18 protein-coding genes are annotated in these 20,184 nt (G+C 65.2%); 12 read left to right on the top strand and 6 right to left on the bottom strand.

The window, feature by feature from the left end; all coding sequences use genetic code 11:
- The first annotated feature begins 218 nt into the window (after nucleotides 1–218).
- The 3 genes from AC07OK_RS27705 (at nucleotide 219) to AC07OK_RS27695 (ending at nucleotide 6,123) form a co-directional block, all read left to right on the top strand.
- Nucleotides 219–1,973, top strand: a complete 1,755-nt coding sequence (locus AC07OK_RS27705) for an ATP-binding cassette domain-containing protein (protein ID WP_494693285.1) — start codon at nucleotides 219–221, stop codon at nucleotides 1,971–1,973.
- Entirely contained in the window at nucleotides 1,963–3,780 is a 1,818-nt protein-coding gene (locus AC07OK_RS27700; protein WP_494693284.1) for an ABC transporter ATP-binding protein, read from the top strand. The genes AC07OK_RS27705 and AC07OK_RS27700 overlap by 11 nt, the downstream gene beginning before the upstream one ends.
- A 192-nt stretch (nucleotides 3,781–3,972) precedes the next feature.
- Complete coding sequence (locus AC07OK_RS27695) at nucleotides 3,973–6,123, top strand: tetratricopeptide repeat-containing diguanylate cyclase (protein WP_494693283.1); 2,151 nt, start codon at nucleotides 3,973–3,975, stop codon at nucleotides 6,121–6,123.
- A gap of 3 nt (nucleotides 6,124–6,126) precedes the next feature.
- On the opposite strand, the gene AC07OK_RS27690 is transcribed toward AC07OK_RS27695, so the two are convergent.
- Both AC07OK_RS27690 and AC07OK_RS27685 read right to left on the bottom strand, forming a co-directional pair.
- Nucleotides 6,127–6,480 (bottom strand): apolipophorin, encoded by a 354-nt coding sequence (locus AC07OK_RS27690; protein WP_494693282.1) that lies wholly within the window; start codon nucleotides 6,478–6,480, stop codon nucleotides 6,127–6,129.
- Nucleotides 6,481–6,787: 307 nt separating this feature from the next.
- The gene (locus tag AC07OK_RS27685) at nucleotides 6,788–7,234 is read right to left on the bottom strand and encodes a hypothetical protein (RefSeq protein WP_494693281.1); all 447 of its coding nucleotides are present in this window, start codon (nucleotides 7,232–7,234) and stop codon (nucleotides 6,788–6,790) included.
- Nucleotides 7,235–7,397: 163 nt separating this feature from the next.
- Between AC07OK_RS27685 and AC07OK_RS27680 the strand changes: the two genes are divergently transcribed.
- The 4 genes from AC07OK_RS27680 to AC07OK_RS27665 all read left to right on the top strand — a co-directional run bounded on the left by AC07OK_RS27680 (nucleotide 7,398) and on the right by AC07OK_RS27665 (nucleotide 10,065).
- A complete protein-coding gene (locus AC07OK_RS27680) occupies nucleotides 7,398–8,471 on the top strand; it encodes a M29 family metallopeptidase (RefSeq protein WP_494693280.1) in 1,074 nt (357 codons plus the stop codon).
- A 42-nt stretch (nucleotides 8,472–8,513) separates the two neighbouring features.
- Nucleotides 8,514–8,843: a type II toxin-antitoxin system RelE/ParE family toxin gene (locus AC07OK_RS27675; RefSeq protein ID WP_494693279.1), complete on the top strand. Its 330-nt coding sequence runs from the start codon at nucleotides 8,514–8,516 to the stop codon at nucleotides 8,841–8,843.
- 11 nt (nucleotides 8,844–8,854) lie between these two features.
- Nucleotides 8,855–9,142, top strand: coding sequence for a helix-turn-helix domain-containing protein (locus AC07OK_RS27670; protein ID WP_494693278.1), 288 nt, complete (start codon nucleotides 8,855–8,857; stop codon nucleotides 9,140–9,142).
- 188 nt (nucleotides 9,143–9,330) lie between these two features.
- Entirely contained in the window at nucleotides 9,331–10,065 is a 735-nt protein-coding gene (locus AC07OK_RS27665) for a hypothetical protein (RefSeq protein WP_494693277.1), read from the top strand.
- Between the two features lie 142 nt (nucleotides 10,066–10,207).
- Here the strand turns inward: AC07OK_RS27665 and AC07OK_RS27660 are convergent, their stop codons facing one another.
- Nucleotides 10,208–11,149: a LysR family transcriptional regulator gene (locus AC07OK_RS27660; protein ID WP_494693276.1), complete on the bottom strand. Its 942-nt coding sequence runs from the start codon at nucleotides 11,147–11,149 to the stop codon at nucleotides 10,208–10,210.
- A gap of 107 nt (nucleotides 11,150–11,256) precedes the next feature.
- Here AC07OK_RS27660 and AC07OK_RS27655 point away from each other — a divergent pair, with 107 nt between their 5' ends.
- Both AC07OK_RS27655 and AC07OK_RS27650 read left to right on the top strand, forming a co-directional pair.
- The gene (locus tag AC07OK_RS27655; RefSeq protein ID WP_494693275.1) at nucleotides 11,257–12,096 is read left to right on the top strand and encodes a phytanoyl-CoA dioxygenase family protein; all 840 of its coding nucleotides are present in this window, start codon (nucleotides 11,257–11,259) and stop codon (nucleotides 12,094–12,096) included.
- On the top strand, nucleotides 12,096–12,911 hold the full coding sequence (locus AC07OK_RS27650) for a TIM barrel protein (protein ID WP_494693274.1): 816 nt from the start codon (nucleotides 12,096–12,098) through the stop codon (nucleotides 12,909–12,911). The genes AC07OK_RS27655 and AC07OK_RS27650 overlap by 1 nt, the downstream gene beginning before the upstream one ends.
- On the opposite strand, the gene AC07OK_RS27645 is transcribed toward AC07OK_RS27650, so the two are convergent.
- Nucleotides 12,902–14,842 (bottom strand): CHASE domain-containing protein, encoded by a 1,941-nt coding sequence (locus AC07OK_RS27645; protein ID WP_494693273.1) that lies wholly within the window; start codon nucleotides 14,840–14,842, stop codon nucleotides 12,902–12,904. The genes AC07OK_RS27650 and AC07OK_RS27645 overlap by 10 nt on opposite strands.
- Nucleotides 14,843–14,855: 13 nt before the next feature.
- Complete coding sequence (locus tag AC07OK_RS27640) at nucleotides 14,856–15,968, bottom strand: HD domain-containing phosphohydrolase (RefSeq protein ID WP_494693272.1); 1,113 nt, start codon at nucleotides 15,966–15,968, stop codon at nucleotides 14,856–14,858.
- A 129-nt stretch (nucleotides 15,969–16,097) separates the two neighbouring features.
- On the opposite strand from AC07OK_RS27640, the gene AC07OK_RS27635 reads away from it, so the two are divergent.
- Genes AC07OK_RS27635 through AC07OK_RS27625 form a run of 3 tightly spaced genes read left to right on the top strand, consistent with a single transcriptional unit; the run spans nucleotide 16,098 to nucleotide 18,732 of the window.
- Entirely contained in the window at nucleotides 16,098–16,568 is a 471-nt protein-coding gene (locus tag AC07OK_RS27635) for a MarR family winged helix-turn-helix transcriptional regulator (RefSeq protein ID WP_494693271.1), read from the top strand.
- A gap of 8 nt (nucleotides 16,569–16,576) precedes the next feature.
- Complete coding sequence (locus AC07OK_RS27630; RefSeq protein WP_494693270.1) at nucleotides 16,577–17,323, top strand: 2OG-Fe dioxygenase family protein; 747 nt, start codon at nucleotides 16,577–16,579, stop codon at nucleotides 17,321–17,323.
- A 56-nt stretch (nucleotides 17,324–17,379) separates the two neighbouring features.
- Entirely contained in the window at nucleotides 17,380–18,732 is a 1,353-nt protein-coding gene (locus AC07OK_RS27625; RefSeq protein WP_494693269.1) for a hybrid sensor histidine kinase/response regulator, read from the top strand.
- Between the two features lie 154 nt (nucleotides 18,733–18,886).
- On the opposite strand, the gene AC07OK_RS27620 is transcribed toward AC07OK_RS27625, so the two are convergent.
- Nucleotides 18,887–20,167 (bottom strand): DUF1501 domain-containing protein, encoded by a 1,281-nt coding sequence (locus AC07OK_RS27620; protein ID WP_494693268.1) that lies wholly within the window; start codon nucleotides 20,165–20,167, stop codon nucleotides 18,887–18,889.
- Between the last annotated feature and the right edge of the window lie 17 nt (nucleotides 20,168–20,184).

The raw sequence follows: 20,184 nt of genomic DNA, 5'->3' as shown, positions 1-20,184 counted from the left end.
AAGTCTACACTCGAGGGGAATTGTCGGCAGCGTCAGATGTGTAGAAGAGAAAGGGCAAGCAGCTCGACATGCTGAGCAGCACCAAAGCCAAGAAATAAGCAAACCCGTTGGGGGTCAGTTCCGGCATCGTGCCACGCGTGGCACGATGCCGAACTGACCCCCAACGGGTTTTGTTGGCATGTTGTATCCTAGCGCCCTACGCGCTAATCCGAGGCAACATGTCTAAACTTTCCAGGCTGATCGGCGGCTTCGTCCGCCAACACAGCCGCGCCTATGCCGTGTCCGGCGTCATGCTGGCCGGCGTCGCCATCCTCACCGTCTGGGTGCCGCGCAAGGTCGGCGCCATGATCGACGGCCTGGCCGCCCACACCTTGGGCGGCGACGCCCTGCTGAGGGAAATCGGCTGGCTGCTGCTGACCGGCGCCGGCATCTACTTGCTGCGCGTCGGCTGGCGCCAGATCCTGTACGGCGCCGCCTACCAGCTGGGCGTGTCGCTGCGCACCCGCCTGTACACCCGCCTCACCCTGCAAGGCCCGGCCTTCTACCAGCGCCAGCGCACCGGCGACCTGATGGCACTGGCCACCAACGATATCGACGCCATCGAAATGGCCGCCGGCGAAGCCATGCTGGCCGGCTTCGACGGCGCGCTGACCCTGGTGATGGTGCTGGGCGTGATGCTGCTCGGCGTCGACTGGCGCCTGGCCTGCATCGCGCTGCTGCCCTTCCCCTTGATGGGCTGGGCGTTCTGGTACATCTCCGGCCATATCCACACCGCCTCCACCGACACGCTCAAGCGCTTCAGCGCCCTCAACGACCATGTGCAGGAAACCCTGTCCGGCGTGCGCACCCTGCGCGCGCTGGGACTCGAACAGCGCAGCGCCGCGCAGTTCGGCGAGCTGGCGCAGCAGGCCTCCAACGCCAGCCTGCGCGCGCAGGTGTGGGAGGCGGCCTACGAACCGGCCGTCGGCCTGACCCTGACCGCCGCCGGCGGCCTGACCCTGGGCCTGGGCGGCTACCTGGTCTGGCAGCAGCAGCTGACCATCGGCGCGCTGACCAGCTTCACCATGTACCTGGGCCAGCTGATCTGGCCGATGTTCGCCGCCGGCTGGGTGCTGTCGCTGATCGAACGCGGCAAGGCCGCCTGGCAGCGCCTGCAGCCGATGCTGGACGCGCCGCTGGCGATAGCCGACCACGGCACGCTGGCCGCCGTGGCGCCGGGCGCGCTGGCGCTGCACGATGTCAGCTACGCCTATCCGGGCCAGGGTGTGGCGGCGCTGAGCGGCATCACGCTCGAGCTCAAGCCCGGCCAGACGCTCGGCCTGGTCGGCCCCACCGGCTGCGGCAAGTCGACCTTGCTGCGGGTGCTGCTGCGCCAGTTGACGCCGCAATCGGGCAGCGTGCGCTGGAGCGGCCACGCGCTCGACGCATACACGTTGCACGCGCTGCGCGCCGCCATCAGCTGGGTGCCGCAGGAGTCCTTCCTGTTCTCGGCCTCGATCGCCGACAACATCGCGCTGGCGCGTCCCGGCGCCACCCGCGCGCAGATCGAACACGCCGCCGACCTGGCCGCCATCCACGACGACATCCTGCAATTCGCGCAGGGCTACCAGACCGAAGTGGGCGAGAAAGGCATCACCTTGTCCGGCGGCCAGCGCCAGCGCGTCGCCATCGCCCGCGCGCTGCTGGCCGATAACGACCTGCTGCTGCTGGACGACGCCCTGTCCGCCGTCGACACCGGCACCGAAACGCGCATCCTGCAGCACCTGGAAGCATTGCGCCAGGCCCGCAACGGCCGCAGCGCCGTCATCGCCAGCCACCGCCTGAGCGCGGTGGTCAACGCCGACCTGATCGTGGTGCTGCGCGACGGCAGCATCAGCGAAACCGGCAGCCACGAACAACTGCTGGAGCAGGACGGCTGGTATGCCAGCCAGTGGCGCTATCAACAATTGGAAGCCAGTCTCGATGCCCTCTAAGCCAGAACAGATTTCCGCGCGCCGCCAGACCTGGCAGGCGTTCTCCCTGCTGCGCCGCGCCGCGCTGCCCGACCAGCACCACCTGGGCTGGGCCGTCATGTGGCTGGTGCTGGCCGCGCTGCTGGAAGTGTCCGGCCCCATCATGGGCAAGGCGCTGATCGACGAGCACCTGCTGCCGCACCACCTGGACTGGCCGCGCATGGCCGCCCTGCTGGCCGGCGTGGTGCTCACCGGCTGGATCGCCAGCGGCCTGCGCTACCTGCAGCTGGTGCGCCTGTCCGGGCTGGCGATGCGCTCGGTGATGCGGCTGCGCGAAATGGTCTACACCCACGTGCTGCTGCTGCCGATGGCCTTCTTCGACCGCGCCATCACCGGCCAGCTGGTCGCGCGCGTGACCAACGACACCGAGGCCGTCAAGACGCTGTACATCCAGGTGCTGTTCGTGATGCTCGACTCGACCATCGTGCTGGTCGGCACCGTGGCGGCGATGGCCTGGCTGGACTGGCACCTGATGCTGATCGTGCTGGCGCTGCTGCCGGCGGTGCTGCTGATCGTCTGGCTGTACCAGCGCTGGAGCGCGCCGGCCGTGACCCGCGCGCGCGCGCTGCGCAGCGACATCAACGGCCAGATGGCCGAATCGATAGGCGGCATGAGCGTGCTGCAGGCGAACAACGCCGAGGCCCGCTTCGGCCGGCGCTTCGCCGCCACCAACCAGGACCACTACAGCGCCCGCCTGGCCGAGCTGCGCGCCAACGCCTGGCTGCTGCGGCCGGCGCTCGACATGTTCAACATCATCCTGCTGGCGGCCGTGATCTACCTGTTCGGCCAGCGCGAAATGACCGCCGCCGAGGTGGGCATCCTGTACGCCTTCATCAGCTACCTGGCGCGCGTGATCGAGCCGCTGATCCAGATCACCATGCAGTTCAGCCAGTTGCAGCAATCGGTGGTGGCCACCGCGCGCGTGGCCGCGCTGCTGGAGGTAGCCACCGCCACCGAGCACGCCGACCACGGCCAGAGCCAGAACATCGGCCTGGCCACCGCGCGCGCCGCCGCCAACGACGCCGGCAAGGAGCAAGCGCCGGCGGTCGCCATCCGCCACCTGAGCTTCGCCTATAACGAAGGCCAGACCGTGCTGCACGACCTGTCGCTGGAGATCCCGCAGGGCGCTTTCGTGGGCATCGTCGGCCACACCGGCAGCGGCAAGTCGACCCTGCTGTCGCTGCTGCTGCGCTTTTATCCGGTGACGCACGGCGGCATCGCCCTGCACGGCGTGCCGCTGGACGCCATCGCCAACGAGCGCTTCCGCGCCGAAGTGGGCCTGGTGCCGCAAGACCCCTTCCTGCTGGCCGCCTCGGCGCGCGAGAACATCGACATGGGCCGCGGCCTGACGCAGGCGCAGATCGAGGCGGCGGCGCGCGGCGCGCACGCGCACGACTTCATCGCCGCGCTCGAGCAAGGCTACGACACCGCGCTGGGCGAAGGCGGCTCGCGCCTGTCGGTGGGCCAGAAGCAGCTGATCGCCATCGCCCGCGCGCTGGCGGGACGGCCGCGCATCCTGCTGCTGGACGAGGCCACCTCGCACATCGATTCGCAGACCGAGCAGATCGTGCAGACCGCGCTCGACGAGTTGCGCGGCACGGTGACGGTGATCGCCATCGCCCACCGGCTGTCGACCATCCGCGACGCCGACCGCATCATCGTGCTCAACCACGGCCGCATCGCCGAGACCGGCCCGCACGAGCAGCTGATGCGGATAGACGGCGGCCTGTACCAGCGGCTCTACCTGCTGCAACAACTGGCGGCCTAGCTTTCATCTTCTGACAACATTGCCAAAACCGCCGCCAGGCGCATGGCGATTTCAATCATTTCATTGCCGATTCCGCCACGGATTATGTGCGATTTTGCGTGAAAAATCGCAATTCCACGGGCTTTCTCGACTGCAACAAGAATATAATTGTCTAGACACTTTGCATGCGCAGTCGACAACCGGGAGCGTCAGTTGGCAGGTTTTAGAAATGGTGGGTGGCTAGTCCGCGCCAGACCGCGCGCCGTCGCGGTCGCTGTAGCACTCGTCCTGTCGCCGCTGCTGGCCGCGGCCGAAACCGACCCGGCCTCGCTGTACGCCCGCATCATCGACGTGCGCGAACAAAGCCGCTTCGTGCCGGAAAAGGCCTTATTGCAGCTGCTCACGCTGCAAACCGAGGCGGCCGGCGCGCCGCCCGCCACCCAGGCCGAACTGCTGAATCAACTGAGCGTGGCCAATATGCGCGCCGGCAAAAGCGACGCCGCCCTGGCCGCCGCCGACCAGCTGATCGCCTACGGCAAATCCCTGCACGACGACGCCATCGTCGCCAAAGGCATGATGGCCAAGGGCTATGTGCTGTTCGACCGCGCCGATGTCGAGGCCTCGCACCAGCTGGCCTTCGACGCCGAAAAAATGGCGGCCAACAGCACCAATATGGCCCTGCGTTCGCAGATCGCCGTCACGGTCGGCCAGACCTATGCCGAACTGGGCAACTTCCCGGCCGCGCTGGTCAAGCTGCAAAACGGCGTCGACCTGGCGCGCCAGGTCGGCGACGACCCGGTGATGCTGTTCGGCGCGCTCAACGCGCTGGTCAATCTGTACACGCAGATGAAGGAATACGACAAGGCCTCCGCCGCGCTCGACGAGCTGCTGACCGAGACCGAGAAACTGCGTTCGCCGGGTCGCATGGCGATCGCCAAGATCACCGAGTACGGCCTGGCCATCGATTCCGGCCAGCCCAAGCGCGCCTTGCGCGCGCTGCTGCAAAGCCTGGACCTGGAGCGCAAGCTGGGCGCCGAACGCATGCTCGGCGTGACGCTGGTCAACCTGTCCGACAGCTACCTGAAAGAGCACGACTATCCGCGCGCGGCCCAGTACGCGAGCGAGTCGCTGCGCTCGACCCAGCTGACCAACGACAAGTCGGTGGAGGCCACCGCGCGCGTCAACCTGGGCCAGGCCTACCTGGGCATGGGCCGCATCGCCGAGGGCAAGAAGCAGTACGAAGCCGGCATGGCCCGCTACGAGCAGGAGAACAACAAGCCCGATCTGCAAGAGGCCCTGCGCGAATATGGCGAAGCGCTGGAACGGGTGGGCGACCTGGCCGGCGCGGTGTCGGCCTACCACCGCGAGCGGGCGATCTCGAACGAGCTGTTCGAGAAGCAGCGCCAGAAGGCGGTGCTGGAGCTGCAGGAAAAATACGAGACCGAGAAGAAGCAGCGCCAGATCCAGCTGCTGAGCAAGGAGAACCAGGTCAAGGGCGCCGAGATCGACAACCGCCGCCTGCAGCAGCGCGTGTGGTGGCTGCTGGCCCTGGTGTTCGCGCTGGCGTCGATGGTGGTCGGGCTGTTGTACCGCAAGGTGCGGCACGCCAACGCCCAGCTGGAGGTCAAGAACCTGGAGCTCAAGGCGCAGTCGACGCTCGATCCATTGACCATGCTGTACAACCGCCGCCACTTCCAGGACTTCATGCGCGACATGATCGATGCCGACAAGCCGTACGCGGAAAAGCGCACGCTGCACGGCGACGACATCGTCGGCGCCCTGTTCCTGCTGGACGTCGACCACTTCAAGAACATCAACGACCGCTACGGCCACGCCGCCGGCGACGCCGTGCTCAAGATGATCGCCGAGAACCTGCGCGTGGTGCTGCGCGAGACCGACATGATCGTGCGCTGGGGCGGCGAGGAATTCCTGGCCTTCCTGCCGGCGATCCCGCGCCACGGCGTCGACGAGATCGCGCGCCGCATCCTGGTGGGCATCTCGTCGCAGATCATCCGCTACCAGGAGCACGAGATTTCGGTGAACGTGTCGGTGGGTTTTTCGCCGTTCCCGCTGGCGCCGGACGACGTGCCGCTGCCGTGGGAGCGCGCGGTCAACCTGATCGACATGGCGCTGTACCTGGCCAAGTCGCACGGGCGCAACCGCGCCTACGGCGTGCGCGGCTTCGAGAACTTCCACCAGACGTCGATGGAGGCGATCGAGCAGGACCTCGAGAGCGCGTGGCGGGCCGGCTTTGTGGATTTGAGCGTGGTGCTGGGCGGCGGGCCGGAAACGCCGCCGCCGTCGCCGTCAGAGCACAGCAACGTGGTGCCGCTCAAGCACGCGGCCCACAAGAACGGCCACTGAGGCTTACTTGGCGGGGCTGGACGCTTCGCGTTCGCGGGCTTTTTCCTGCAGCTTGGTGCCGGCCTGTTCCAGCTTCTTGCCGGCTTCCTCGGTTGCATGGTTGAGCTTGTCGCCGGCGGCGTCGGTGGCCTTGTTGATTTGCTGGCTGGTTTCCTTGGCGGCGTCGGTGATCTGCTGGTTGGCCTGTTGCGCGGCCTCGGTCAGCTGGCGGCCGGCCTTGTCGGTGGCCTGGTCGAGCTTGCGGCCCGCCGCCTCGGCCGGACCGGCCACGCTATCATCCTTCTTCTGGCAGCCGCCCAGCAGCGCCAGCACCACCAAAGCGGCGGCCGCGCCGCGTACCGTTGTCATCGCCGTCATCATCGTCTCCTCAAGGAACCAAACATTTCTGACAGCATACAACGCCGCGCCTGCGCACAGCGCACGGCAGGCGCTTATTTGTAGATGCCCACGCCGATGACGTAGTCGCCGACTCTTTCGACGTAGGTGTTTTTCTCTTCGAGGTTTTTGCTGATCGAGTTCGGCCACCCGTACTGGACCCAACCCTTTACAGGTCGCCCTGGATGAAGTCGCCCTTGGGATCGTTGAACGCGGCCACCGCCTTGTCCTTGCCGTTCTTTTGCAGATACTCGCCGGGGCGCTTGACCATCGCCGCGGCTGCGGCGTATCAGCTGATCTTTTTGGGCGGCGGCGGCGGCGCGAAGACGATGTTTTCCGAGGCCGGCGCGCTGTCCATCGCATCCGACGCCTCCAGCCATTTCATCAGCTTTTCCATGCGGCGGATCAGGATGCCCTTGCCGCTGATGTAGCCCACCTGCTCGAAGTTCTCGGGCCGGCTCACCATCTTGGAGACGGTCGGCAGGTTCTCCGCCAGGCGCTCGAAGGCCTTGCGCGCCTTCTGCTCCCACTTGACCAGGTTGGCCTCGTTGAAGCGGTTGCTCTCGTAGTAGATGGTCAAGGTGCGGTCGTGATTGCCGAAGCCGACGATCGCCGCTCCCTTGCGCACGGTTTCCAGCACGTCGTCCTTGATGTTCGCGGTCGGCACGAACAACGCGGCGCGGCCGGTGGTGTCCGGTCGCTCCAACGGCAAATCCTGTCCCATTATTACGCTCATCACGCTTCCTGTCGTTGTCGTCGGAGTTGCTGCTAGGCTATATTTGTGATTCTATATCGCGTCCCAGCCCAATACAAGGAGAAACCGCGCCGGCGTGGCGTTACGGGTAATGGGGCGGCTTCTGCCTTTATAATGCGGGCTGATCCCTTTTTAGCGCCGCGCCATGACGTCGTCTTCCCTGCCCGCCCCAGTAACCTCCCGCTACGGCGCCATTCCCGAGCACGCGGTCGACACGGCGCAGCGCAATGTGGGCGACACGCTGGCCGTGGCGATCGCCCACGCCGCCCCGCAGGCGGCGCTGATCGTCTACGACACCCGAAGCGACCTCAACCGCGCCCTGACCGAAGCCTACCGCCGCGTGCTGCCGGACGCCGACTTCGTCGATTTCGACAGCACCACGCCGGAGCAGGTGCTGGCCGCCTTCGCCCGCATGCGCGCCGGCGACCTGGTGGTGCTGATCCAGTCGACCAGCTTCCGGCTGGAAGCCTTCCGCATCCGCATCGAGTTGTTCAAGCGCGGCCTGAAGGTGATCGAGCATGTGCACCTGTCGCGCATGCCGGGCGAGCAGGGCTTGCACTACATCGCCTCGCTGGCCTACGACCCGGCCTACTACCGCGGCGTCGGCCACGCGCTCAAGGCGCGCATCGACCGCGCGCAGCACGGCGTGGTCGACAGCGGCAACGGCGAGCGGCTGGTGTTCGGCTCGCCGTTCGAATCGGCCAAGCTCAATATCGGCGACTACAGCGGCATGAACAACATCGGCGGCCAGTTCCCGCTGGGCGAAGTGTTCACCGAGGCGCGCGACCTGGAGGCGGTCAACGGCCGCGTGCGGATCTTCGTGTTCGGCGATACGTCGTTCATGGTCAACCAGCCGGCCACGCCGGTCACGCTGATCGTCGAAAAAGGCCGGGTGGTGGGCGCCGACAACGCCACGCCGGAGTTCGACAACATGCTGGCCATCATCCGCGCGCACGAGGGCGAGGTGTGGCTGCGCGAGCTGGGCTTCGGCATGAACCGCGCCTTCTCGCGCGACTGCATGGTCAACGACATCGGCACTTTTGAACGCATGTGCGGCATCCACCTGTCGCTGGGCGCCAAGCACGGCGTGTACGCCAAGCCGCAGTTCAAGCGCAAGGACGCGCGCTACCACGTCGACGTGTTCGCCGTGACCGAGGCGGTCTATCTCGACGATGAACTGGTCTACCGCGACGGCGCCTGGCAGGTAAGTCCTGCCTAAATTAGCACTTGCACGGCGTATCAAATTTGATACACTGATCGTATGCCAACGCCTACGCTCAGCGTCAATTTTTATGTGACCGATAACGGCGTCGAGCCCGTTCGTGACTGGCTAAAATCTCTGCCGGTTACAGACCGAAAGCGCATCGGCGAGGATATCAAGACGGTCCAGTATGGCTGGCCCTTAGGCATGCCATTGGTACGCAAAATGGACCAGAATCTGTGGGAAGTGAGAGTCTCTTTGCCAGGCCGCATCGCGCGAGTGCTATTCACACTGGAAGGCCACACGATGGTGCTACTGCACGGATTTATCAAGAAGTCGGCTCAAACGCCATTGGCAGACTTGCGTATCGCAAAGCAGCGCTTGAAATAATGGAGCTCTAGATGAAGAAAGAAAATATTGGCAGCAGCTTCGATGATTTTCTTATCGAAGAAGGCACCCTGGAGGATGCGACTGCCGTTGCGGTAAAGCGGGTTATCGCCTGGCAGATCTCCCAAGCAATGAAAAAACAGAAGATGAGTAAAACAAGCTTGGCTGAAAAAATGCACACGAGTAGAGCGTCGCTGAACCGTCTGCTGGACGAAAACGACGCGAGCCTTACACTCACGACCTTAGCCAGCGCAGCAGCGGCATTGGGAAAGAAAATCAAGATCGAGCTTGTACCGACGTAGACGCAAGAACGATAGCCCATAGCATGTCAGCAACCGAACTCAGCACGATTTACAGTGGATGCCTAGCTGTGGAGTCACTGTTTGATAGGGTCACGACCGGCATATTTAGCTGGGAGGCTATCGGAGATGGCTTCATTATGTCGGACGGTGTCGTGGTGCGAAATAGGATTTAAGACGAACCAAGGGCAATGATGGCACAAACTCCTGACTGGCGGCTGCAAGCATTCACTAACTTAGCTGAAGACTGGACATCTACTTGGGATGGGCAACAGGCGAAAACAGGCGCTCGCTTAACAGTCGTTACTGTCGCAAAGATCAAGGCTGGGAAGGAGCTAACCATACCGCTGCCAAACGCAACAGCATTGATGTTGAGCGCCTCTCAACGTGCCTTTCGTGAAGCTGGGCTTGTACGAGCAAGGGCCAGAATCGACACTGGCAATGGGACGCAAGTCCAATTTAAGCAGGATGCCCATGCATTCGAATACCTTGAGTGCGTAATGGAATCCGTGCTCACTGCACATGCCGGTTTAGAAGCGTTTGCAAACGATCATATCCCTGATGACTATGCGTACATTTGTCATCGAAAGAGCGATGTGATTCTAGAACAGTTGGATAAAGCTGCTATTCAACGGCACGTTTCGTTGTGCGAAAAGTTGTCGATCATACTTCCTGATGTATTGAAGGCCAAGTCACCAAAGGGAAGAAAGGCATGGGAAGATTATCGGCGCTTGAAAAAACTACGGGACCGTATCACTCACATGAAAAGTGAGGACCGGAAGTCTTCCCTTTCTGATGTCGATACCGTCTGGCACGCTCTAGTTGTTGCCGAGCCGCCATTCCTTCAAGCGCTGGCGATGATACGACATTTTGCTCCGCATCTTCATGAGCCTGCTGGTTGGATTGGTCGCTGCCCTATTTCCTGATACCGGAGAGATAGAACAGATGAATATCCTTGAACTTACCTACATTAAGCGCCGTGATCTGCGTGCAGACGAGCTTGAGTTGAAGTTCATCTGACTGACAATTCATCAAGAAACGCTTACATGACGTCTGAGTATTATTAAGTCAACCCAGCAAGCCGGCGACCGTCAACTCCCGGTCCCACGGCGGCACCGGCTGGTATTCGGCCACCAGGAAATCGATCAGCGCCCGCACCTTGGCCGACGGCTGCCGGCTGGCCGGATACAGCGCGCTCAGATGATTGAGCGGCAGCTCCCAGTCGGCCAGCACCGGCACCAGCGTCCCCTCCAGCAGCGCGCGCCACGCCAGGAAGGTGGTGTTGTAGACGATGCCCAGCCCGCGCTGCGCCGCCTGCTGCAACACCAACCCATTGTTCGCCGTGAACGCCGCCTGCACCCGCACCGACTGCCGCTCCTCGCCGCGCGCGAAATGCCATTGCGTGCCGTCGGTCAGGTGGCTGAAATGCAGGCAGCGGTGCTGATGCAGGTCCTGCGGCGCCTGCGGCACGCCGTAACGCGCCAGATACGCCGGCGACGCGCACAACACGCCGCGGCACGGCGCCAGCGGCCGCATGGCCAGCGCATGCACGTCCGGGATGCCGCCCACCCGTATCGTCAAATCAAAACCATGCTCGATCGGATCGAGCAGCGCGTCATCCACGTACAACGAGGGCGACAACCGCGGATGCGGCAGGCTGAAACGCGCCACCGCGTCGGCCAGCCACTCGCTGCCGAAACTGGACGGCGCCTGTATCCGCAAGGGTCCCGCCAGTTCCGCGCCGGCCTGGGTGGCCTGGCTCAGCGCCCGCGCCGCCTCCTGCGACTGCACCACCGTCGCCATGCACGGCGCCAGATAGGCCTGGCCGGCGTCGGTCAGGCTCACCTCGCGGGTCGAACGGTGCAGCAGGCGCGCCTGCAGCTTGGCCTCCAGTTGCAGGATATGCTTGCTGACCATGGCGCGCGTCAGCCCCAGGCGGCGGCCCGCCTCGCTGAAGCTGCGCTGCCGCGCCACCTCGATAAAAATCTCCATCGCACGTAATTGATCCATATCACATTGTCTTCATTCCGGAGACAATGTGTCAACCCTTTGCGGATTGTTTGGCAAGCGCGCGCAACCTACAATGGCACATCGAATCACGCCCCAGGGAGCCCGCCATGCTGACAGACGCACAAAAACAACAATATCAACGCGACGGCTACATCGTCCTGCCCAACTTCAAGACGCCGCAGGAGATCGCCACGCTGCGCGCGCGGGCGGCGCAGATTGTCAACGAATTCGACCCGAACGCCAAGACCGGCATCTTCAGCACCATCGAGCAGGAAAAGACCACCGACGACTACTTCCTCGGCTCCGACAACACGGTGCGCTGCTTTTTCGAGGAAGAGGCCTTTGGCCCGGACGGCCAACTGAAACAGGACAAGGCGTTGTCGATCAACAAGATCGGCCACGCCATGCACGACCGGGACCCGGTGTTCCGCGCCTTCTCCACCGACGTGCGGCTGGCCGCCGTGGCGCGCGACCTGGGTCTGGCCGACGCCCAGGTCTGGCAGTCGATGTACATCTTCAAGCAGCCCGGCATCGGCGGCGAGGTGCGCTGGCACCAGGACGCCACCTACTTCGACACCGATCCAATCAGCGTGACCACCTTCTGGTTCGCGCTGGAAGACGCCACCCTGCAAAACGGCTGCATGTGGGCCGAGCCGGGCGGCCATCGCGGCCCGATGCGCGAGCGCTTCCTGCGCAACGGCGACGAGGTGCGCATGGAAAAGCTGAGCGACCTGCCCTGGCCGGACGACAGCACCGCCGTGCCGCTCGAATGCAAGGCCGGCAGCCTGGTATGCTTCCACGGCCTGCTGCCGCACTACAGCGCGCCGAACCGCTCGACCGTCTCGCGCCACGCCTACACGCTGCACGTGACCGACGGCGCCACCGAATACTCGCCGCAGAACTGGATACAGCGCGACGCCGCCTTCCCGGTGCGGGGCTTCCTGTAATGCAGATCCAGATCTTCGCCGCCCACTGGGGCAACAACGAGCTGGCGCCGCAGGTGTTCATCGACCGCGTCAGGCAAGCGGGCTTCGACGGCATCGAAATGTCGCTGCCATTGGACGCCGCCGCCCGCGAGGACTGGACCGGCCGCATCGCCGCCGCCGGCCTGGGACTGATCGCAGCCCAATGGGAGACCGTGTTCCACCCGACCTTCGAACCGCACCGCGCGGCGCTGGCCGAGCTGCTGCACAACGCCTGCGCCGCCAAGCCGCTGCACGTCAACTCGCACACCGGCAAGGACTACTTCACGCCGGCGCAGAACCGCGAGCTGCTGGAACTGGCGGCCGCCATCTCGCGCCAGCACGGCGTGCCCATCGTGCACGAAATCCACCGCAGCCGCTTCAGCGGCCACCCGATGCTGCTGCTGCCCTACCTGGAGCAACTGCCGGAGCTGCAGCTGACGGCCGACCTGTCGCACTGGTGCTGCGCCTGCGAATCGCTGCTGGAAGACCAGCCGCACACGCTGGCCGCGACGCTGCCGCATGTGCGCCACATCCACGCGCGCGTCGGCCACCAGCAAGGGCCGCAGGTGGCCGACTTCCGCGCGCCGGAATCGCAGGCCGCCTTGGCGGCGCACCTGTCCTGGTGGGATGAAGTGATACGGCTGCGGCGCGCCGCCGGCGCGCCGCGCATGACGCTGACGCCGGAATTCGGCCCGGTGCCGTACACGCAAACGCTGCCCTACACGCAGAAGGAAATCTCCAACGCGTGGGAGCTCAACGTGGCGATGCTGGAACTGCTGCGCCGACGTTACAGCTGAAGCGCAGGCTCTTGCGGCGCGCCTTCCGGCGCCCGCATCGGCAGCACCAGCGTGACGGTGCTGCCCTTGCCGGGTTCCGATTCGACCCGTATCGTCCCGCGCAGCATGCCGGTGACAATGTTATAAACGATATTCATCCCCAGCCCCGATCCGCCCTGCCCAAGCTTGGTGGTGAAGAAGGGATCGAACACCTTGTGCAGCGTGCTGGCCGACATGCCGACGCCGTTGTCGGCGAAGGTCAGCTTCACGCTGTCGACCTCCTCGCGCCGCGCCTCGATGACGATGGCGCCGCTGGCGCGGCCATCGAAGCCGTGCAGCAGCGCGTTGCCGATCAAATTGCTCAGCACCTGGCTCAAGCTGCCCGGATAGGAATCGAACTCCAGCCCCGCCGGCACGTCGACGCGCACCTCGCAGCCATTGCGCCGCAACTGCGCCGCGTAGGTGGCCAGCGTGTCGTGCACCACCTCGTCGAGCCGGAAGCGGCGCCGCTGGCCGCTGGCCTGGTCCACCGCCACCTGCTTGAAGGAGGTGATCAGGTCGGCCGCCCGCGTCAGCGAGCTGCCCATGATGTCGCAAGCCTTGCGGGCGTCGGCCAGATGCGCCTCCAGCACCGAGCGTTTCAGGCCGCCGTCGGTGGCCAGGCGCCGCTCGAAATCGCGCACCATGTCGCTCAGGGCGCTGGCCGTCAACAGGCTGTTGCCGATCGGCGTATTCAACTCGTGCGCCACGCCGGCCACCAGCGCGCCCAGCGACGCCATCTTCTCCGACGTCAGCAGATTGGTCTGCGCCTGCTTCAGCGTTTCCGCCACCACCGACAGATCGCTGCGCGCCTGCTCCACATTGCTCTTCTGCCGTTCCAGTTCGGCCAGGCTGTATTCCAGTCCGTGCTTGGCGTCGATCATGCGCCGGGTCGACACCAGCAAGGCCGCGATCAGCGCGCTGATGATCAGGCCAACCACCCCGATCAGCAGCACCGGCAGCGGCGAACTGCTGTAGCGCGCACCGGCATAGCCTTCAATGCGCAACTGCCAGCGGCGCTGCCCCACCATCAGCGCCTTCCGCGACGCCAGCCCCTCGAGCGGAGCGCCGCGCGGCTGGCGCATCGCGGCCAGGGCGGCGCTGTCGTAGAGCAGCGCGTCGGCGCCGGAGGGCGGCGCGTCCTTGCTGTCGTAGTAGCCGTCATCGTCGATGCGCACCCGCAGATGTTCCAGCAGCGGCGCATCGATCACCTCGCGCATCAGCGTGTTGACGCGGAAAACGATGGCGACAAAGCCGAACAGCGCGGCCCGCCGCTGTTCCACCGTCCGCACCGGCAGGCCGGCGCGGAAGACCGGGGCCCGCGCCACGAAGCCCGGCTGGCCGCTGGCGTCCTGCACCAGCGTGATGCGCTCGGTGGCGACGATCTCGCCGGTGTCGCGCCCCAGCTCCAGCGCCTTCAGGTGCGGCGCCAGCGCGGCCAGGTCCAGGCCGAAGGCGTTCTCGTTGCCCTTCAGCGGTTCGGTGTATTCGATGATGTAGTGCGGGCCGCGGGCGCCGGCCGGATGCACCAGGAAACCGGGATAGCCGGCGGCCTCGATGGCGGTATCGCCCTTGACGGCGGCGCTGAACGCCGCCAGCTGCGCGTCCGGCACCACCCGCACGAACTGGATCGCCTGGAAACCGGGATAGCGCCGGTCCAACTTGAGCTCCGCCACGAAGCGGTGAAAGCTCCCGCGGTCGATGCGGTCCTCCAGCGCGTACATGCCCTTGATACCGAGCAGCACGTCGAAATAGGTTTGCAGCCGCACCTCGGCGTCGCGCGCCACCTTGTCGGCATCGCGCTGGAAGTTCGCCTGCACCTGCCGGCTCTGCGTCACGGCCACAAAATAGCAGGTCGCGGCGGTGAGGAATATGCCAAGAAAGAACGCCAGGTAGCCGCGCGATCGTTTCATTTGGCGGCGCCGCCTATCCGGCTATTTCCGGCGCCGCGCCGCCGGGCGCGTGATCGCTGTAACGCTCGGCGATGGCCATGAACTCCTCCTCGATGGTCAGCATGGCGTCGACCACGTCGGGATCGAAATGCTCGCCGCTGCCCTGCCGTATCATCTCCATCGCCGTCTCGTGGGTAAAGGCCGGCTTGTAGACCCGCTTGGAGATCAGCGCGTCGTAGACGTCGGCCACCGCCATCAGCCGCGCCGACATCGGGATCGTATCGCCCACCAGGCCTTGCGGATAGCCGGAACCGTCGTACTTCTCCTGGTGCGAATAGGCGATCTCGCGCGCGTAGCGCAGGAAGGTGTTGGTGTAGCCCAGGTGGTGCTCGACGTTGACGATGGCGTCGCGCCCGTACACGGTGTGCAGCTTCATGACGGCGAATTCCTCGTCCGTCAGGCGGTCCGGCTTGAGCAGGATGGCGTCCGGGATCGCCACCTTGCCGATGTCGTGCAGCGGCGCGGCCTTGAACAGCGACTTGATATTGGCCTCGCTCAGCTCCTCCTGGAAGCGCTTGTGCGATTGCAGCTGACGGCCCAGCGCGGCCACGTAGTGCTGCACGCGGCGCAGGTGGTTGGCGGTTTCGTATTCGCGCGTTTCGGCCAGCGAGGCCAGCGCCCAGATCATCGCGTCGAGCATCTGGCTCAGCTCCGCCGTGACTTCCTCGACCACGTGTTCCAGCAGGTTGCGCTGCTGCTTGAGCAGTTCGCGCGAGTGGCGCAGTTGCAGATGGGTGTCGACCCGCGCGCGCAGCAGCTCGCCGACGATGGGCTTGAGCACGACGTCGGCGCCGCCTTCGAGCAAGGCGCGGCCCTCGTCGGCCTGGCCTTGCAGGAAAATGACGGGAATCTCGGCCGTGTCCGGGCTGGACTTGAGCTGCTGGCACACGCTGTAGCCGTCCATCTCCGGCAGCGCCGTATCCAGCACCACCAGATGCGGACGCGGCACCTGCTGCATGATGGCCAGCGCGGCGCCGCCGTTGTTGGCCAGCTTGACCTCATACTGGTCTTGCAGCAGCCCATGCATCAAGATCAGGTTGTCCGGCGCCTCGTCGACGACCAGCACGATGGCCTTTTTGATGTTCATCCGCCACTACTCCCTGGGATTGGTCTCTATCGCTAGCATGATAGATGATAACCGCCGACTGAATTTGCCCGCAAAACATTTTTTCTCGGCTAGCTTGCAATTGTATAGTGCACTATCTATACTGTGCGCATGGATACCAAAACACCCCCCGCCCCGTCCGCCGCAGCCTCGGCCGTACCCCAGCTGGACGGCCAGCTCTGCTTTGCGCTGTATTCGACCTCGCTGGCGATGAGCAAGTTGTACCGCAAACTGTTGCGCGGCCTCGGGCTGACCTATTCGCAGTACCTGGTGATGATGGTGCTGTGGGAGAAAAACGAACTGACCGTGTCCGAGGTGGGCGAGCGCCTGTTCCTCGATTCGGCCACCCTGACGCCGCTGCTCAAGCGCATGGAGGCGGCCGAGCTGCTGACCCGCACCCGCGCCGCCAGCGACGAGCGCCAGGTCATCATCACGTTGACGCCGCACGGCGACGCGCTGCGCCACGAGGCGGCCAAGCTGCCGCCGTCCATCCTGCAAGCGACCAAGTGCACGCTCGATGAAGTGGTCGGCATGAAGCAGCAACTGAACGCGCTGCGTGCCAGCCTGATGTCCGCCAGCTGAGAGAGCCGATGACGACTTCCAATCCGATCTACACCCATCCCCTCCATGTGGCCGACGCGCTGCGCAAGGACGGCTACGCGGTCATGCCGCCGCAGGACGTGGCGGCGCTGGCCGGCGTGCCGCTGGCCGCGCTCAACGCGCTGATCCCCAGCTGGGACGCGCTGGAACTGGACAACTACCTGAAGGACGGCGGCCGCTATCGGCGCCGGCGCCATTCCTGCTTCGTCCAGAACGGCGCCGAGCTGACCCAGACCGCGCACCGCGCCCACTGGCAGCCGCTCGAATACAACGCCCTGCACGGCGGCATGAACCGCCTGTTCGAACCGATGCAGGCGGCCACCGTGGCGCAGCCCGCGTGGCAGGCGCTGGTGCGCGGCATCGGCCTGCTGTGCAGCGCAGTGCGCCGCAACAGCGACCCGTGGTACGTCGAGGCGCACCAGTTCCGCATCGACACCACCGACGGCATCGGCCGGCCGACGCCGGAAGGCGCGCACCGCGACGGCGTCGATTTCGTCGCCGTGCTGCTGATCGGCCGGGAGCAGATCAAGGGCGGAGAGACTCGCATCTTTGAAGCCGATGGGCCGAACGGCAAGCGCTTCACCATGACCGAGCCGTGGACCATGCTGCTGCTGGACGACGCCACCGTGATCCACGAATCAACCCCGATCCAGCCGCTGGCAGAGCACGGCCACCGCGATACGCTGGTGCTGACCTGGCGCGCCGGCGGTTTCCAAGGGCAGGAAAGTCCCCCCTGAAGGATTAAATCCGATATAGTCACAACAGCCGACATACGCATTCAGGAGGGGGGTCCGTGGACACCAGCTACGAAATTCAGCCCGACGAAATCGAAATCCTCATCGTGGAAGACAGCCCGACCCAGGCCGAGCGTCTGCGCCGGCTGATCCAGTCGATGCGTTATGGCGCCCGCGTGGCCGGCAACGGCCAGCTGGCGCTGGATGCGATCCGCGAGCGCAAGCCGCACCTGGTGCTGTCCGATATCGTGATGCCGGAGATGGACGGCTACACGCTGTGCCGCGCCATCAAGGCCGATCCCGAACTGCGTGAAATCCCGGTGATCCTGGTGACGTCGCTGATGGACCCGAAGGACATCATCCGCGGCATCGAATGCGGCGCCGACAATTTCATCCGCAAGCCCTACGCCGAAGACTACCTGCTCAACCGCATCGGCCACATGCTGATGAACCAGAAGCTGCGCAAGAACCAGAACATGGAGATCGGCATCGCCCTGTACCTGGGCGACCAGAAGCACTTCATCAACGCCGAGCGCCAGCAGATCCTCGACCTCTTGATCTCCACCTACGAACAGGCGGTGCAGGTCAACAGCGAGCTGCAGGCGCGCGAACGGCAGGTGATCGAACTGAATATGCGGCTGGCGCACCACGCCGGCGAGCTGGAAACCATCAACCGCGAGATCGCGCTGAAGAACCTGGAGCTGGCCGAGGCGAGCCGGATGAAATCGGCCTTCATCGCCAACATGTCGCACGAGCTGCGCACGCCGCTCAACGCCATCATCGGCTTCACCGGCGCGCTGCTGATGAAGCTACCCGGCCCGCTGACGCCGGAGCAGGACAAGCAGCTCAACACCATCCGCACCAGCGCGCGCCACCTGCTCTCGCTGATCAACGACATCCTGGACGTGGCCAAGATCGAAGCGGGCAAGGTCACGCTGGAGCTGGAGACCGTGCAGTGCCAGCACCTGGTCAACGACGTGGTCGACACGCTGCGCCCGCTGGCGCTGCAAAAGGGGCTGCAACTGGAAGTGGAGCTGGTCGAAGAAGACATCGTGCTGGAAACCGACCGCCGCGCGCTGACGCAGATCCTGCTCAACCTGGCCAACAACGCCATCAAGTTCACCGAGAGCGGCAAGGTGCGGGTAACGCTGGCCAAGCGCGCGGGCGAAGGCCGCAGCATCATCGAGTTCGCCGTGGCCGACAGCGGCGCCGGCATCCGCGAGGAGGACCAGGCCAAGTTGTTCCAGGCCTTCTCGCAGCTCGACTCGACCTCGACCCGGCATGCGGAAGGCGCGGGCCTGGGCCTGTACCTGTGCCAGAACCTGGCCAACCTGATCGGCGGCTCGCTGTTCTTCAAGAGCGATTTCGGCCAGGGCAGCACGTTCACGCTGGCGCTGCCGCATAAAGTTTGACTTTTTCATACTGTAGAAGCTTCGACACCGTAGTTCTACGGTATTGCACCGCAGCATGAACAGGCATATAGTTGGAACTGTCTCCTCCAACCGTTCGCTGAACATTGGAATTGAGCCCGCACCGTCAAGGTAGCGGGCGTTTTTTTTTGCCGCTTCAACTGCGCAGCAGATCGAGCTTGCCGCCGCGCGGCAACGATGGGAACACCTGCACCAGCTGCTTGTCGCTCAAGCGCAGATGACGCTCGGCGATCGCCGCCAGCACGCTGCGGAAGTCGGTCGTCACCGGCAGGTCGCGGCCCTCGTTCAACTCCGCGTCGCCGACGCCGCGCCAGTCGCCCAGCACCTTGCCGCCGTTGACGCCGCCGCCCAATACCCACATCACGTTGCCATGCCCATGATCGGTGCCGCCGTTGCCGTTCTCGCGCGCGGTGCGGCCGAACTCCGACATCACCACGATGGTGGTCTGTTCGAACAGCGGTCCCAGTCGCTGCGCCAACACCGCCAGACCCTGCCCCAGCGGCTGCAAGCGGTTGGCCAGCTGGCCGCGCGCCGCGCCCTGGCTGGCGTGCGTGTCCCAGCCGCCCAGCGCGACGAAGGCCAGCTGGATATTCGGATCGTTACGCATCAGCGCCGCCAGCCGCGCCGCATCATCAGGGAAGCCGTTCGGCAAAGGCGCGCCGCCGTTGGCCGCCTGCATCTCGGCCGACATCATGCCGCCGCCCATGCCGCCGCCGACCATCTTGCCGGCCGCCGCGTCCATCACTTCCTTGTGCGCGTCCTGGCCCTGCTGGTAGGCGGCGCCGAAGCGCGCGTTGTCCGCGTACAGCTGGTCGAAGGCCTTGCTCACCGCCGGCCGGTCCAGCACATTGGCCTTGGTGCCGGCCGCGCCGTTGGCCAGGTTGACCGCCGCCGCGCGACCCGACAAAATGCGCGGCATGGTCGGGCCTATGCTCACAGCGCGGGTCGGCGTGGTGATGCCGGGCAGCGTCGCCACCAGGCGGTTCATCCAGCCATCCGCCGTGCTCTTGACGCCGGGCGTGGCCGATTCCATGTAGTCCTGCGCATCGAAGTGGGAACGGGTGGCGTCCGGCGAACCGCTGGCGTGGACAAAGGCCAGCTTCTTCTGCTCCCACAACGGCAGCAGCGGCGCCAGCGCTGGGTGCAGGCCGAAATAACCGTCCAGATTCAGCGCGCCGTTGTCGTCGCCCGGCTTGGCCAGCGCGATGCTCGGACGCAGGCGCGCATAGTTGGCGTCGGCCACCGGCGCCACCACGTTCAAGCCGTCCACCGCGCCGCGCAGCATGATGACGATCAGCTTGCGGCCGGTGGCGTCGGCGCCCGGCGCGGCGGCCGTCGCGGCCCAGGCGTGGCGGCCCAGCGGTATCACCAGCCCGGCGCCGGCGGCCAGCGTGTTGAGGAAGTCTCTGCGTTGCATGATGGTCTCCTGGCGAA

This window comes from Duganella sp. GW821-FHT07G03 (assembly GCF_059418605.1).
This window is presented reverse-complemented; position numbering and strand designations above follow the sequence as displayed.